15 protein-coding genes are annotated in these 14,897 nt (G+C 40.6%); 14 read left to right on the plus strand and 1 reads right to left on the minus strand.

All coding sequences use genetic code 11. The annotated features are described in order from the left end of the window. Positions 1-15 precede the first annotated feature (15 nt). From DWX61_RS07235 to DWX61_RS07285, 10 genes are all read left to right on the plus strand, one after another. Positions 16-1,275, plus strand: coding sequence for a saccharopine dehydrogenase family protein (locus tag DWX61_RS07235; protein WP_118624505.1), 1,260 nt, complete (start codon positions 16-18; stop codon positions 1,273-1,275). Further along, positions 1,275-2,492: a carboxynorspermidine decarboxylase gene (locus DWX61_RS07240; RefSeq protein WP_118624507.1), complete on the plus strand. Its 1,218-nt coding sequence runs from the start codon at positions 1,275-1,277 to the stop codon at positions 2,490-2,492. Before DWX61_RS07235 ends, DWX61_RS07240 begins: the two co-directional genes overlap by 1 nt. Before the next feature lie 230 nt (positions 2,493-2,722). Continuing rightward, positions 2,723-4,243, plus strand: a complete 1,521-nt coding sequence (yfcC, locus tag DWX61_RS07245) for a putative basic amino acid antiporter YfcC (RefSeq protein WP_118513288.1) — start codon at positions 2,723-2,725, stop codon at positions 4,241-4,243. A gap of 32 nt (positions 4,244-4,275) precedes the next feature. After that, entirely contained in the window at positions 4,276-5,424 is a 1,149-nt protein-coding gene (gene iadA, locus DWX61_RS07250; protein WP_118513287.1) for a beta-aspartyl-peptidase, read from the plus strand. Between the two features lie 84 nt (positions 5,425-5,508). Next, entirely contained in the window at positions 5,509-6,543 is a 1,035-nt protein-coding gene (locus DWX61_RS07255; protein ID WP_118513286.1) for an alcohol dehydrogenase, read from the plus strand. 242 nt (positions 6,544-6,785) lie between these two features. Then, the gene (locus DWX61_RS07260) at positions 6,786-7,085 is read left to right on the plus strand and encodes a winged helix-turn-helix domain-containing protein (RefSeq protein ID WP_286188060.1); all 300 of its coding nucleotides are present in this window, start codon (positions 6,786-6,788) and stop codon (positions 7,083-7,085) included. A gap of 688 nt (positions 7,086-7,773) precedes the next feature. Continuing rightward, complete coding sequence (locus DWX61_RS07270) at positions 7,774-7,938, plus strand: CD1871A family CXXC motif-containing protein (RefSeq protein WP_015541225.1); 165 nt, start codon at positions 7,774-7,776, stop codon at positions 7,936-7,938. A 76-nt stretch (positions 7,939-8,014) separates the two neighbouring features. After that, positions 8,015-8,899 carry a 4Fe-4S binding protein gene (locus tag DWX61_RS07275; RefSeq protein WP_207663253.1) on the plus strand — a complete coding sequence of 295 codons (885 nt, stop codon included), beginning with the start codon at positions 8,015-8,017 and terminating at the stop codon, positions 8,897-8,899. Between the two features lie 13 nt (positions 8,900-8,912). Next, positions 8,913-9,881 carry a TlpA family protein disulfide reductase gene (locus DWX61_RS07280; protein WP_118513285.1) on the plus strand — a complete coding sequence of 323 codons (969 nt, stop codon included), beginning with the start codon at positions 8,913-8,915 and terminating at the stop codon, positions 9,879-9,881. 149 nt (positions 9,882-10,030) lie between these two features. Beyond that, the gene (locus tag DWX61_RS07285) at positions 10,031-10,468 is read left to right on the plus strand and encodes a hypothetical protein (protein ID WP_118513284.1); all 438 of its coding nucleotides are present in this window, start codon (positions 10,031-10,033) and stop codon (positions 10,466-10,468) included. Here the strand turns inward: DWX61_RS07285 and DWX61_RS07290 are convergent. Continuing rightward, entirely contained in the window at positions 10,435-11,406 is a 972-nt protein-coding gene (locus tag DWX61_RS07290) for a restriction endonuclease subunit S (protein WP_182433962.1), read from the minus strand. The two genes, DWX61_RS07285 and DWX61_RS07290, sit on opposite strands and share 34 nt — an antisense overlap. Before the next feature lie 107 nt (positions 11,407-11,513). Between DWX61_RS07290 and DWX61_RS07295 the strand changes: the two genes are divergently transcribed. The 4 genes from DWX61_RS07295 (at position 11,514) to DWX61_RS07310 (ending at position 14,622) form a co-directional block, all read left to right on the plus strand. Next, positions 11,514-11,993: a hypothetical protein gene (locus DWX61_RS07295; protein WP_147419613.1), complete on the plus strand. Its 480-nt coding sequence runs from the start codon at positions 11,514-11,516 to the stop codon at positions 11,991-11,993. A 14-nt stretch (positions 11,994-12,007) separates the two neighbouring features. After that, positions 12,008-12,229: a hypothetical protein gene (locus DWX61_RS07300; protein WP_022271552.1), complete on the plus strand. Its 222-nt coding sequence runs from the start codon at positions 12,008-12,010 to the stop codon at positions 12,227-12,229. Positions 12,230-13,006: 777 nt separating this feature from the next. Beyond that, positions 13,007-14,260, plus strand: coding sequence for an ATP-binding protein (locus tag DWX61_RS07305; RefSeq protein ID WP_118513281.1), 1,254 nt, complete (start codon positions 13,007-13,009; stop codon positions 14,258-14,260). 23 nt (positions 14,261-14,283) lie between these two features. Further along, a complete protein-coding gene (locus tag DWX61_RS07310; protein WP_118624515.1) occupies positions 14,284-14,622 on the plus strand; it encodes a helix-turn-helix domain-containing protein in 339 nt (112 codons plus the stop codon). Positions 14,623-14,897 lie beyond the last annotated feature (275 nt).

The following is a 14,897-nucleotide window of genomic DNA, read 5'->3' on the forward strand; positions in this document are numbered from 1 at the left end:
AAGGAGACAAAAAACATGAGCAGAGTACTTGTAATCGGCTGCGGTGGAGTAGCCAGTGTAGCAATTCAGAAGTGTTGTCAGGCAGATACTGTATTTACAGAACTGTGTATAGCAAGCAGGACAAAAGAAAAATGTGATGCACTTGCCCGGAAACTGGAAGGAAAAACAAAAACAGTTATTACCACCGCAAAGGTGGATGCAGATGATGTAAACCAGCTGATCCAGCTGATCAATAGTTACAAACCGGATCTGGTAATGAACATTGCGCTTCCGTACCAAGATCTGACCATCATGGATGCATGTCTGGCATGTGGTGTAAACTATATGGATACGGCAAACTATGAGCCGGAGGATACGGATGATCCCAAATGGCGTGCTATTTACGAAAAACGCTGTAAGGAAGAGGGATTTTCCGCATATTTTGATTATTCCTGGCAGTGGGCATACCGGAAGAAATTTGAAGAGGCAGGACTTACAGCACTTCTTGGCTGCGGCTTTGATCCGGGTGTTACCCAGGCATATTGTGCATATGCATTAAAGCATGAGTTTGACCAGATCGATACCATTGATATTCTGGACTGCAATGGAGGAGACCACGGATATGCATTTGCAACCAACTTTAATCCGGAAATCAATCTTCGTGAGGTAAGTGCGCCCGGAAGCTACTGGGAGAATGGACACTGGGTGGAAATTCCTCCGATGGCAATCAAGAGGGAATATGATTTTGATCAGGTCGGCGATAAAGATATGTATCTTCTGCATCACGAGGAGATTGAGTCCCTTGCCCAGACAATTCCGGGAGTAAAGAGAATCCGTTTCTTTATGACCTTCGGACAGAGCTATCTGGATCACATGCGCTGTCTGGAGGATGTGGGAATGCTTTCTACTACTCCGATCAACTATAACGGACAGGAAATCGTTCCTATCCAGTTTTTGAAGGCTCTTCTCCCGGATCCGGCCAGCCTGGGTCCACGTACTAAGGGAAAAACTAATATTGGCTGCATTTTCACCGGAGTAAAGGATGGAAAAGAGAAAACCTATTATATTTATAATGTTTGTGATCACCAGGAATGTTATAAAGAGGTTGGAAGTCAGGCGATCAGCTATACGACAGGCGTTCCGGCTATGTGCGGAGCATTAATGATGCTTACCGGAAAATGGATCCGCCCGGGAGTGTACACAGTAGAAGAATTTGATCCGGATCCGTTCCTGGAAGCACTTGACAAATATGGACTTCCACGCAGCGAAAATCATGATCCGGAGCTGGTGGATTAATGGAAAGAATAGATACAAGACCACCCTTTGCAGCGTCCGGCGGAGTTATTCCGCCGGAGTTGCGGAAGATCAAAACACCTTGTTATGTTCTCGACGAAGCGGCGCTTATAAAAAATGCAGAATTAATGGGAAATATTGCCAAAAGAACTGGCTGCAAAATGCTGCTGGCACAGAAGGCTTTCAGTAATTATGACTGCTATCATCTTTTGGAACCTTATCTGACAGGAACAGAAGCAAGCGGACTGTACGAAGCTAGGCTTGGTGCCCAGGAGATGCCTGGGAAAGAGGTACATGTATTTTGCGCCGGATATCGTGAGGATGAATTTGAGGAGCTGCTTAGCTTTGCAGATCATATAGTGTTTAACTCACCTTCTCAGCTTCTTCGTTTTGGGAAAAGAGTGAAGGAGGCCGGGAAAAGTGCAGGGCTTCGGATCAATCCGGAATGCTCTACCCAGGAGGGACATGCTATTTATGATCCTTGTGCTCCAGGCAGCCGAATGGGTACCACAAGGGCGCAGTGGGAAACTGCGGTGAGAAAGTATCCGGAGCTGATCAGATTATTGGATGGTATTCATTTTCACACCCTTTGTGAGCAGGACTCTTCTGATCTGGAAACTACTCTTACAGCAGTAAAGACGAAATTCGGAGATCTGATTTCTAAGATGAAATGGCTGAACCTGGGAGGAGGACATCATATTACAAGACCAGGCTATGATATTGCACGGCTTGAGAAGTGCATTAGGGCCGCAAAGGAAGAATGGAAGGTAGATGTTTATCTGGAGCCTGGAGAGGCATGGGCCTTAAATGCAGGATTCTTTTTGACAACTGTTCTGGATGTGCTGCAAAATGGTGATACCCGGCTTGCGATTTTGGATGGAAGTGCTGCCTGTCATATGCCGGATGTTCTGGAAATGCCTTATCGTCCTCCTCTTCTTGGAGCAGATGAACCGGGAGAAAATGCAGTCACAATCCGACTCGGAGGACCAACCTGCCTGTCAGGAGATATCATAGGAGATTACAGCTTTTCAGAGCCGTTGAAGTACGGAGATATCCTCATGTTTGGTGATATGGCCATTTATACAACCTGCAAAAACAATACCTTTAATGGAATGCCTTTGCCTGATATATGGCTGAGACATGGCGATAAAACCATGGAACGTCTTACTGATTTTGGGTATGAAGATTTTAAAGGCAGACTTGGACGCTGCAGGAAATAAGAGCAGTTTTTTTGAAAATCTGACAGGATGTGGCTATTGGTGTTATAAATACAGGAAATACTGGGGTTATTTCATGTTTCAAAAAGGTGTGGATCTGCATTTGGTTAAGATAATTTGACAGGTTCTTATAAAACAAATAAATTTGATAAAATATGTAAAGTTTTAGTTGGATTTTAAGCATTTTGTGGTACACTGATATAGTATATCAAAAATGGGAGGGAGATTCAAAAATGAGCAAAAACGAAGGAAAAGGGTTAAAGTCTTTTAACAAGGGGTTCCAAGTGCCTGATACCTACATTATCATCTTTTTAGTAGTTGTTGTCGCAGCACTTATGACATTTCTTGTACCAAAGGGATTTTACGAAACACAGGATATTTCATATATGATCAATGGTGTTGAGAAAACCCGTACGGTAATCAAAGACGGAAGTTTCCAGTATCTGACAGATGATACGGGAAATGTAGTAACAGAAGGAGTAGCACTCTTTAGTGGAGATGGTGGAACAGGATTTTTCAACTATATGTATAACGGAATTGTAAATAGTTCTGCAATCGAGATTATTGCATTTCTTATGGTAGTAGGTGGTGCATTTGGTATCATGATCCGTACAGGTGCGATTGAATCTGGATTGATCGGATTGATCCGCAAGTCAAAGGGAGCAGAAAAACTATTGATTCCGGTACTTTTCGTACTGTTTTCTCTTGGTGGAGCAGTTTTCGGGATGGGAGAAGAAGCGCTTCCGTTTACTATGATTCTTTGTCCGTTGTTTGTAGCAGTTGGATATGATTCAGTTATTGCAGTTCTTGTTACTTATGTTGCAACACAGATTGGTTTTGGTTCATCCTGGATGAATCCATTTTCTGTAGGTATCGCACAGGGTATTGCAGGTATTGACGTATTCTCCGGAGCAGGATTCCGTATGGTAATGTGGGTAGTATTTACAGCACTCGGCTGTGGAATGACTATGTTCTATGCATCAAAGATCAAAAAGACTCCGACAATCTCAATCGCATATAAGACTGATTCATATTTCCGTGAGCAGAATGAAAAAACAGGAATTGACGAAGGACATTCATTTGGTCTTGGACACATTTTAGTTCTTCTGACACTGGCTGCTACAGTAGTATGGGTAGTTTGGGGCGTTATGATTCAAGGATACTACATGCCAGAGATTGCTACACAGTTCTTTATTATGGGAATTGTTTCCGGTGTGATCGGAGTTATCTTTAAACTGAATGATATGAAACTGAATGATATCGCAATATCATTCAAAGATGGAGCAAAAGATCTGATTGGTGCTGCACTTGTTGTTGCTATGGCACAGGGTATCATGCAGGTTCTTGGTGGATCTGATCCGACAACACCTACAGTTATCAATACAATTATGTATAATATTTCAAATGCATTGTCTGGAGTTTCCGGAGCAGTTGCAGCAGTACTTATGTATCTGTTCCAGTCTGTATTCAACTTCTTTGTTGTATCCGGAACAGGACAGGCTGCGATCACAATGCCGATTATGGCTCCACTGTCAGACCTGTTAGGTGTTTCACGACAGACAGCTGTAGTTGCATTCCAGCTTGGTGATGCATTTACAAACCTGATTGTTCCTACATCTGGATGTCTGATCGGATCTCTTGCAATTGCAAAGATTGAGTGGTCTAACTGGATTAAATTCATGTGGAAATTCCTTGGCGTCTTAATGATTGGTGCAATCATTACAGTTCTTATTGCAGTTGGAATTGGATTCTAAAACATGCATTATATAATTTGGAGTGATTTATGATGAAATTAATTCAGAATATTGATATTTATGCTCCACAGCATCTGGGGAAAAAAGACGTACTTATAATCAATGATAAGATTGTTAAGATTAAAGATTCAGGTTCTATATCTGCAGATGGATTTCTTGCGGAGTCAGAAATGATCAATGGAGAGGGGTTACTTTTAACTCCGGGATTCATTGATAGTCATGTTCATGTACTAGGAGGCGGTGGCGAAGGTGGATTCGCCAATCGTACTCCGGAAGCAACTATGGAAGGACTTACGAAGTTTGGAGTAACAACAGTTGTTGGCTGCCTTGGAACAGATGGAATCGGTCGTGATATATGTGCATTGGTTGCAAAGACAAAAGGATTGAATGAGCAGGGAATGTCTGCATACTGTTATACAGGCAGTTATCATATTCCGGTTCGTACGTTGACTGACAGTATTGTGAAAGATATCATGATGATTCAGGAAATCATTGGAACTGGAGAAATCGCGATTTCTGATCATCGGTCTTCACAGCCGACTTTTGAGGAATTTGCACGTGTCGTTGCGGATACAAGACTTGGTGGTGTTCTTTCCGGGAAAGCTGGCATTGTAAATGTTCATCTTGGTGACAGTCCGAGATGCTTAGATCTTATTGAACGAGTGGTAGATGAGACAGAGATACCGACTTCTCAAATACTGCCAACACATATCAATCGAAATGAGATGCTTTTCTGTAAGTCAGTTGAATATGCGCTGAAGGGCGGAGCAGTAGATTTTACCGGAAATGAAGATATTGACTATTGGGAAACTATCTGTGATGAGGTACGTGTATGTAATGGTATCAAACGGATGTTAGATGCAGGAGTAAATCCTGACCGCATGACAATTTCTTCTGATGGACAGGGAAGCCTTCCGATGTACAGCAGTGATGGCGAATTCCTTGGAATGGGTGTTGGACAGTCCAGCTGCCTTCTGAAGGAAGTAAAAGAGTGTGTGTTTAAAGCGGATATCCCGCTGGAAATTGCACTTTCAACAATAACATCCAATCCGGCAGAAATCCTTCGCCTTAATGGAAAAGGAAAGATTGAAGAGGGCTATGATGCGGATCTTTGTATCCTGGATCAGGACCTGCAGCTTGTTGAGGTAATAGCAAGAGGTAAAACAGTGTATACAAGATAGAATCAGAAATATCCGGTATAAGAACAGAAGTGTTCCGTACCGGATATTTTATTAGCATATATTCTAATAGATGGGGGCAAAATAATGCTGACTTATACATATGTTTCAAAGGGAAAATTTGAACTAATGGAAAAACCGAAACCAGTGCTCATGCATGAACGAGATGCCATTGTAAAGGTGACACTGGCCAGCATCTGTTCCAGTGACCTGCATATTAAACACGGAAGTGTACCGCGTGCAGTCCCGGGAATTACAGTTGGCCATGAGATGGTAGGTATTGTTGAGGCAGTCGGTTCTAAGGTGACGCATGTAAAACCGGGAGACCGGGTGACTGTAAATGTAGAAACTTTTTGCGGAGAGTGTTTTTTCTGTAAGAAAGGATATGTAAACAATTGTACCGACAAGAATGGTGGCTGGGCACTTGGCTGTCGTATCGATGGGGGACAGGCAGAATATGTCCGGGTTCCTTTTGCAGATCAGGGATTGAATAAAATCCCGGAAGGTGTTACGGACAGACAGGCTTTACTGGTAGGAGATGTTCTTGCTACTGGTTATTGGGCAGCACGTATTTCTGAAATCACAGAGGAAGATACTGTACTGATCATTGGAGCCGGTCCAACAGGAATATGTACTTTACTTAGTGTTATGCTGAAAAATCCAGCGAAGATCATTATATGTGAAAAGGACGAAACACGTATTCGCTTTATTAAGGAGCATTATCCGGAGACTCTTACTGTTTCACCGGAAGACTGTAAAGAGTTTGTTAAGACTAATAGTGAGCATGGTGGAGCTGATGCAGTCCTTGAAGTTGCCGGAGCAGAATCGACATTTAAACTGGCGTGGGAATGTGCCCGACCAAATGCAATCGTGACAGTGGTTGCGCTTTACGATAAAGCACAGATGTTGCCACTCCCAGATATGTATGGTAAAAATCTCACTTTTAAAACAGGTGGAGTGGATGGCTGCGATTGCGAAGAAACTCTGAAGCTGATATCAGAAGGTAAGATCAACACGGAACCGCTGATTACGCATACATATCCGTTAAACAGGATTGAAGAGGCATATGAATTGTTCGAAAATAAGAGAGATGGCGTGATTAAAGTAGCAGTGGAATGCTGAGAAACAGGTAAGGAAGGCTGCTTTGTAAACTTGTAAAAGAAAAGGATGTCTATTTTCCCTTTACACTGACAGGATATGAGGCTGAATTGTTTTGCGTCTGGTACAACAGGTGCTCATGGCTGTAGTTGTATTTTCTTTCTTGGTATTTCCGCAACGCTTTGGTAAGAGCAAATTATAACGATCTGCAAAACAGCGTTCATGCCACAACAAAGTTTTTGGAAATGTTCTTCAGCAATTTAATTTTGGGAACGGAATATGAGCTGAAAAACAGAGATATGCACGTGGGCTATGTGGATGATAATTCCCAAAGTGTCACTCCAAAAGCTCCAAAGTCTCAATTTGACACTTTGGAATGTACTTTAGAGGAGCTGGCGTTCTTGGAGCTGATTTACAAGAATCCGTCAATTAAGCAGAAGGATCTTGTTGCTGAGACCGGAAAATCGCTCAGCACCGTAAAACGAATTATGGAGTCCTTGCAGAAAAAGGAATATATCCGTAGAGTGAACGGAAAAAGATATGGAAAATGGGAAATATTGATTTGAATAAGTATTAAGAAAGAGGAACTGCACCTCATTTGTTAGACAGTATGGTATACTATCTAATAAGTGAGGTGCAGTTTCATAATTGCGAGGGATTTAAGGAGCGCTGGTACGATAAAGAAGGAACGTGGAAATCCGAATGATTCTGCTCGATTCATAGGGAAAGTCGCAGTAACTGAAGATGGAGAAACTGCAAAGATCTACAATTATCTGGACACAGAAAAGATCGAACAGGAAGCCTTATATGATGGGATGTATGCAGTAACTACAGACCTCTTAGACGATGACGTAAAAGATATCTTAAAAGTCAGCGAAGGTCGTTGGGAAATCGAGGAATGTTTCCGTATAATGAAAACTGATTTTGAAACAAGACCAGGGTTTTATTCCACTTTACACACGAGACAAGCTAACCGATGCATTGCACACAGTTTGCGGCTTTGGAACGGATTATAAATTTATCACCAAAAGGCAAATGAAAAACATTCAGAAAAAAAGCAAAGGCCGGGAATAAAATACTATATTCCAAAACGGCACAAAAAATCGCCGAACCCCAGTAAATTCAAGAGGTACAGCGATTTTTTTGTTTAGTAACTGTCAAAGACAGGATTATAGCACAAAAACATAAAATCTGTGTTAAATTTCTGTTCTTAACGAAAATTTTATATCCGATGTGCTACAATGACGCCAGAAAATGAAAGGAGTGATTGAATTGACCAGAGCAAAAAAGGCTTTATCACAGGCAGTACTGCTTATTTCGGGAGCTATTATGCTCGGCTTCGGTGCGATGCGTGGCGAAGTTGAAACCGTTTTGAGCAAGGCAATCAGGCTTTGTTTGGAGTGTGTAGGAATTGGATAAAAAGAAAACAAAGAATAAAAACCATAATAAGAAAAAACATTCGGCATCTAACCAATTAGCCAAATTCCGAGGATGGATTCAGGCAGGAGCAACTCTGCTGACAAATATTCATCTGCCAAACTTTTTTAAAGGCGAAATTTATCAAGGCAAAGGCAAGGCCGTTTGTGTGCCTGGTCTGAACTGCTATTCCTGTCCTGCCGCATCGGGTGCTTGCCCAATCGGCTCATTTCAGGCGGTAGTCGGCTCGTCAAAATATAAGTTTTCCTATTATATAACAGGATTTCTCATTTTGTTGGGAGTTCTGCTCGGACGCTTTATCTGCGGATTTTTGTGTCCGTTTGGTTGGTTACAGGATTTGTTGCACAAAGTCCCGACCAAAAAGTTTTCAACAAAAAAACTCAAGCCACTGACATATATCAAATATGCAGTACTGCTGTTGGCAGTTGTTTTATTACCGGTGCTCATAGTAAATGATTTGGGGATGGGCGACCCATATTTCTGCAAATATATATGTCCGCAAGGTGTGCTTGAGGGTGCGTTGCCACTTTCGGCAGTCAACGAAGGTATCCGTTCGGCATTGGGAAAACTGTTTTCGTGGAAACTTGTTGTGCTGATTTCGGTAGTCGTTTTGAGCGTGCTGTTTTACAGACCGTTCTGCAAATGGATTTGCCCACTCGGTGCATTCTACGCACTGTTCAACAAGGTTTCGCTGTTTGGGATGAAGGTAGACGAGCACAAATGCGTTTCGTGCGGAAAATGTGCAAAGGTGTGCAAAATGGATGTTGATGTTACAAAAACGCCTAACAGCACCGAATGTATCCGATGCGGAAAGTGCATAAGTGCCTGTCCTACCGACGCAGTCAGCTTTCAATACGGCTTTGGCATGCTTGGAAAAACAGTAGACGAAAACGCAAAAATCGAAAACAAAACAAACAAAAAAGAAACAAAAGAGGAATTATAACGGAGGAATAATTATGAAGTTTTCAAAACTCTCAAAAATCTTAACAGTAGTATTATTAGTTTCTGTGTTGGCAATCAGCCTTATTGCTTGCTCAACATCAAAGGACAACAAAGACGAAAAACAATCAACAGATTCAAGCATTTCAACCTTGATGGCAACAGAGCCAAGTGATGCTGATGAAGCTTTAAAGCTCTACAATCAGCTTATGAAAAAAGAAAACGAAATTTTGTCAACAGACAAAGCCCTTTGGGAAAAAGTATTTATGGCTTCAAACAAGGAAACCCCAATGATTGAGGACGGCACAAACTACGGCGACTTTCTTCTCAAGACAATCGAAAGTGCAAAGGACCAATTCACAGATGAGGAATACAAAAAACTCGTTGCCGGTGCAGAACAAATCAAGGAAATTGAGGGCAAGCTCACAATCTTGGAACAAAAATATCCTGAATGTGCAAAGGCTCCGGGCAACGGCGACAGCGTTCCGGCTGACAGTAACGGCGTTGTTTCAAACAGCAGTGACGCAACAAGTTTTCCGTCATTTGACGGCAAGGACCTTGACGGCAACGATGTAAAGAGCAGTGAACTTTTCGCAAACAGCAATGTAACAGTTGTTAACTACTGGTTCAGCACTTGCAAGCCTTGTGTCGGCGAACTTTCCGAATTGGAAGCACTCAACAAAAAGCTTGCAGAAAAAGGCGGTCAGGTTGTCGGCATCAACACTTTTACACTTGACGGTGACAAGACAGCAATTTCAGAAGCAAAGGATATCCTTTCAAAGAAAGGTGTAACATACAAGAATATCTGGTTTGATTCAAACAGCGATGCAGGCAAGTTCACATCAGGCATTTTCTCTTACCCAACAACATATGTCGTCGACAAGAATGGCAACATTGTAGGCGAGCCAATCGTTGGTGCAATCACTGAAAAAAATCAAGCAAAGACACTTGAAAAACTCATAGACCAGGCTTTACAGGTCAAATAAGCATAAAGTGATAATCTCTCCCGAATTGAACTGCCCCAAGTTGTGCAGACAGCACAAAAAAACAGGTCTATGGTAGAATAATTAAATTTTAAGCAACAAACTGATTTCGTTTTTCTAACGGAGTCAGTTTTGTTTGAATATGGTAATTGTTGTGCGAGATTGAGAACAAATTAAAAACTATTATATCTGGTAGTCTTCAGGAATATTTTGGTACATCTTGGCTAGTTAAAGGCCTTCCTAAAAACACCTATACCAAGGCAAAGAAACTGGCCGATGAGAAAGCATATGATCTTCAGTTAAATAGCGGTGACGATGCAGAGGATGTTAATGTCTGGGATTTTGTTTCATTAGCGGATTATGTTTCGATTGTAACCAATGGAAAAAACTGGTCTTCTTTCTTTGAAGAGATGTTAGTTAGACCGGAGGAAACAAGGATTGCAGGAGGCAAAGAAGCTAAGACACAATGGATTCTTAGATTGAGTGCAATTAAGAATAAACTATCCAAAGAATCATATAGTGTTCCAGTTGACGAATATAGTTATGTAAAAAGTGTTTACGACTGGATTATGGAAATGTTGACATTGTAATGAACGATGCAATTACTCTCATTACAGATGAAAAAGAAGATTTGCAAACCCTGATTTCTGCAGCAAAATGTTTCTGGATCCTCTATTGTTGTATACGGAACAGTATCCCAATTTACAGAACCGTTTTGAATATCTGTAATTCTTCTTAAAAGTTTATGGGTTCCGCTACTTTCAGCAGAGTTACTTAATCCATACTGAATTGACGAACAAAGGCTACCAAGTTTACACCATTCCCATCCTTCTGGGAGAGCAAACGGTATTTCGGCGTCAATTTTAGAAACACTTTTACCAATCTTCTCATAATAAGAGTTATCCTCACCTTTAAAGATGACGGATTCCTTCTTATCACGTTTGATTTTGCCCTGCTTGATGAGTTCTTTTTTCTCTGCTCGGATACGCTCCAGAAGAACAGAAGCAGGTTCATCATCGGGATTCTGCGGTACAAGCTGACCATGAATGGCAAGATCGAGGGTTTTGGATTTTGCTGCAGAAATCAGGGTTTGCAAATCTTCTTTTTCATCTGTAATATTTTCTATGATTTTTATGGATTTGGAAATTTGATGTCCGATATATTTTTGTTCTTGTATTGGAGGAACTGGAACAAATACGTTAAGTACATTAGCGACGGATAATCCAGGCTGCGCTGCACCTGTTGCATATTCGTTTAGCTTTAATGCTTCTAAAGTATAATTGCTCCAGTTGAAATCTATTCCATTAAACAAAGTTGTAACCACAGCATGTTCAGTGGCATAGAACTTACCAGAGGCAATATTGATATTGCCACAAAGAGCCCCTTGGCGTCCTACGATACTGAATGTTCCTTCTTGGTTGTATTCATCGACATATCCTCTTATACCGTTACCACCAAAGCAAGGATAACAGCCATCAAACGGTTCCGATTTAATTTGATCAGAAGACTTCGCTTTTCCGGCAGCCATCAGCGAACTTCTCATAATGCAAGCATGATGAGAACCTAATTTATCTGGAGTTTGCTAAAAGCATAAAATTTATGGGCCGTGTTCCTACTACATCGAAAATCGGCAGTATGAAATTCGACGATTTTCTGAAGTACGCTCACGAGAACTGGAACTTTTATGACGACCCTCGTTCAGCGCTGTTTATGAAAATGGCAGACACGCTTATTTCAAAGGCCCCACAAGAGTGGGGTCCTGATGATGTGGAGCATATTCTTGAAATGTTCGAAAATTTCGATGCTGAAGGAATGATGCACACATACGCCCTTCATGGCTACTATCAAGTTATTTCTGACATGAAGGACCTTGGATACGACAGCGATACAGTGCAGAGAGTTGTTAAACTGTTGCACGAGTATCTTGTGGGCCATAACACGGAACCGGAACTTGATGGAAAAATCACTCCGCAGTTTATTGCCAAGTACACGGCTCCATTCTTCCTCGGTGGAGATATAGCGATCCAGCACGAGAGGAATTATGGGAAAGCAGGATGTTTATTCATTGCTCAGGCTTTGGCGTATTACGGTGGGTATGATATCGACGATTTGTAAAGGAGGAAAAAATTATGCAGATGTGCCCGTTTTGTGACAAGGTTTACGACGAATCCGAGTATAGCAGATGCCCTTATTGCTCCGGTGAATTAGAAGATGACACTGGGGAGAGATACTTTAAGAATTGCCCTAATTGTGGTGGTATCATGTATTGGGATGACGAATGGGAATGCACCAACTGTGGTGAAACCATCGATTCAGACGAAGACGATAATGATGGAATTATCGAAGGTTAAGCCTTAAGTAACAAAGAGCGCCTCGCTGCAGGAGTTAAATCCAGTGGTGAGGCATTTCTACGTCTACGGGCTTGTCTTTATTTCCTGACCGTATTTATTGTCTCTGATGGTAATCACCTGTGAGATACTCACCAGTCATACAGTAACACTCCACAGATTACAAAGATGTTACGCAGCGTCTTATAAGGAAACATTGACAGGCTCGTAATTGCATGGTTCTGAGTTCGTGATTATTCAATCAAGTAAAAACCCACCGCTTTCAAAAATGAAAATTTTTGAAAGTTTCGAAAGCGGTATCTTTAGAACGGAAAACTGTTATAGGTTGCAAAAATCCTTTCCAGAAAAGCGTATAATCCAAATCCCATTCTCTAAAAGTGTGCATCTGCACAAAAATAGGGAATGGATATGGTGTGACGGATGGACGACCTTGGAAGTATTGTAGGGACAAGTGCGCCCATTTTTACGATTGAAATTCGAGCAATCGTAAAAATTTACGGCCGAATTTGTGCGTGTATTCACATATAAAATCCACCAAAACAATTATAACAGTCTTAACTCAAAACATTTTGTTTTAACTTTTCAAAAGTTAAAATGAAATATAAAGGTTAAATTGAGCATAGATTTGCTGTTATCGGGGTCTGTTTAATCGTCAAAACGGACGAAATAGAAAAAACGGTTAAAAACCAATCAAAAAATCAATCGTAAATTTTTGTGATTGATTTTTTGCGCATTTATGCATATAATATAATCAATAAAGTTGGAAAGGATGCGATTATTATGCGTGAAACGAGAATATTAGAGTTCAAGGAAACGATTACAAATACCTTTTTAAAAACGGTCAGTGCCTTTTCAAATTACGATGGTGGAACAATACTTTTTGGAGTAGATGATGATGGAAATGTAAAGGGATTGTCGGATGTAAAGCAGGCGTGCCTGGATATTGAAAATAAAATCAATGACAGTATTTCTCCTCAACCGAACTATACACTTGAAATACAGAATAATGAGCAGACGATAAAACTTACTGTAACCAGTGGCCTTCAGAAGCCGTATTTGTATAAATCAAAAGCATACAAACGAAATGATACAGCGACGATAGAGGTAGATACTCTGGGATTTTCAAGACTTGTATTAGATGGGAAAAATATTAGATTTGAAGAATTGCCTTGTAAAGATCAGGATCTGTCTTTTGAAGTTTTACAGCGTAAGCTGAAAGAAAGTATTCAGATTAAAACGTTTAATCAGGATACATTGAGAACATTGACCTTGTATGACAATGTAAATGGTTTTAATAATGCAGCGGGACTTTTGGCGGATAAAAATCATTTTCCGGGAATTGATATTGTTAAGTTCGGAGAAAACATCAGTATTATTCAAAAGAGAACAACTGTTGAAAACATATCCATTTTAGATGCGTATGAAAAGGCACTTGCTGTATACAAGGACTATTATCAGTATGAAGTGATACAGGGCGCTGACAGAAAGAAGATGGAGAAGATACCGGAAGCAGCATTCAGAGAAGCAATTGCAAATGCTCTGATCCATAGGGTATGGGATGTAGATTCGCACATCAGAGTTTCCATGTTTGATGACAGGATAGAAGTTGTGTCTCCTGGTGGATTGCCGTCCGGAATAACAGCAGAAGAATATTTGTCAGGTAAACTTTCTGTTTTAAGAAATAGAAATCTTGCCAATGTGTTTTATAGATTAGGATTTGTCGAGATATTTGGAACAGGAATTACAAGAATAAAGCAACTGTATGCAGAAGCTCTGATGAAGCCGGACTTTGAAGTCTCAGAGAATGCTATAAAAATTGTGCTTCCTTTATTTGAAAAGGATGCTAATTTAACCGAAGACGAAAAAGTGATTTATAAACTTTTAAGTAAAACTATGTTAAAACCAATAAGTGAAATTGCACCATATATACCTTTTGGAAAATCAAAGACAACAAAGTTGCTGAAGGATATGGGCGAAAAAGGTGTGATAGCAATTGAAGGTAAAGGCAGAGGCACGAAATATATAATTAAGTAATTGAATTGTGAAGGAAAACATACATGAGACACCATCTAAAAGAATGCGGAAAACGTATCCAGCAACTTCGCAAAGAACGAGAACTTACACAGGAACAGCTCGCTGAGAAGTTAAATGTCAGTCAGAATACAATCGCTAAGATTGAATCTGGGCTGCGCAGACCATCTATTGATTTTCTGCTTGAAATTTCGGAGTTTTTCAATGTATCAACAAATTATCTTGTGTTTGGTGTTCATACTGAAGCTGTTGAGGATAAAAAATTAAAAAAAGATATTGATGAAGCAATTGAAAAGATAGATCAAACGATTGAAAAATTGTTGGAGAAGAAGGAAGAGCTCCTACAGATGAAAAAAGATTTATAATATCAATATCAAAATTACCGTAGTGTGAATATAAAAACACTGCGGTATTTTTATGTCTATGGACTCAGAGGGCGCATGACCCAGCGTACAAGTCCATGGATTTTTTTGTTTCTGAAATTAAAATGGAAGATGTAAGAGATGGAAACTAACAATCAATATCTACTGCAACAGGTGGTAAATAAATTCCCCTTAGGAACTAAGGGCGCACTTTTATACCGGTTATTCTATTCCGGTATGTGTGTTTTCCGAAGGTAAATGCTCCTGTGTCTGAACAC

Origin of the sequence: Ruminococcus sp. AF20-12LB (genome assembly GCF_003478985.1) — a bacterium.
Lineage (GTDB): Bacteria > Bacillota > Clostridia > Lachnospirales > Lachnospiraceae > Blautia_A.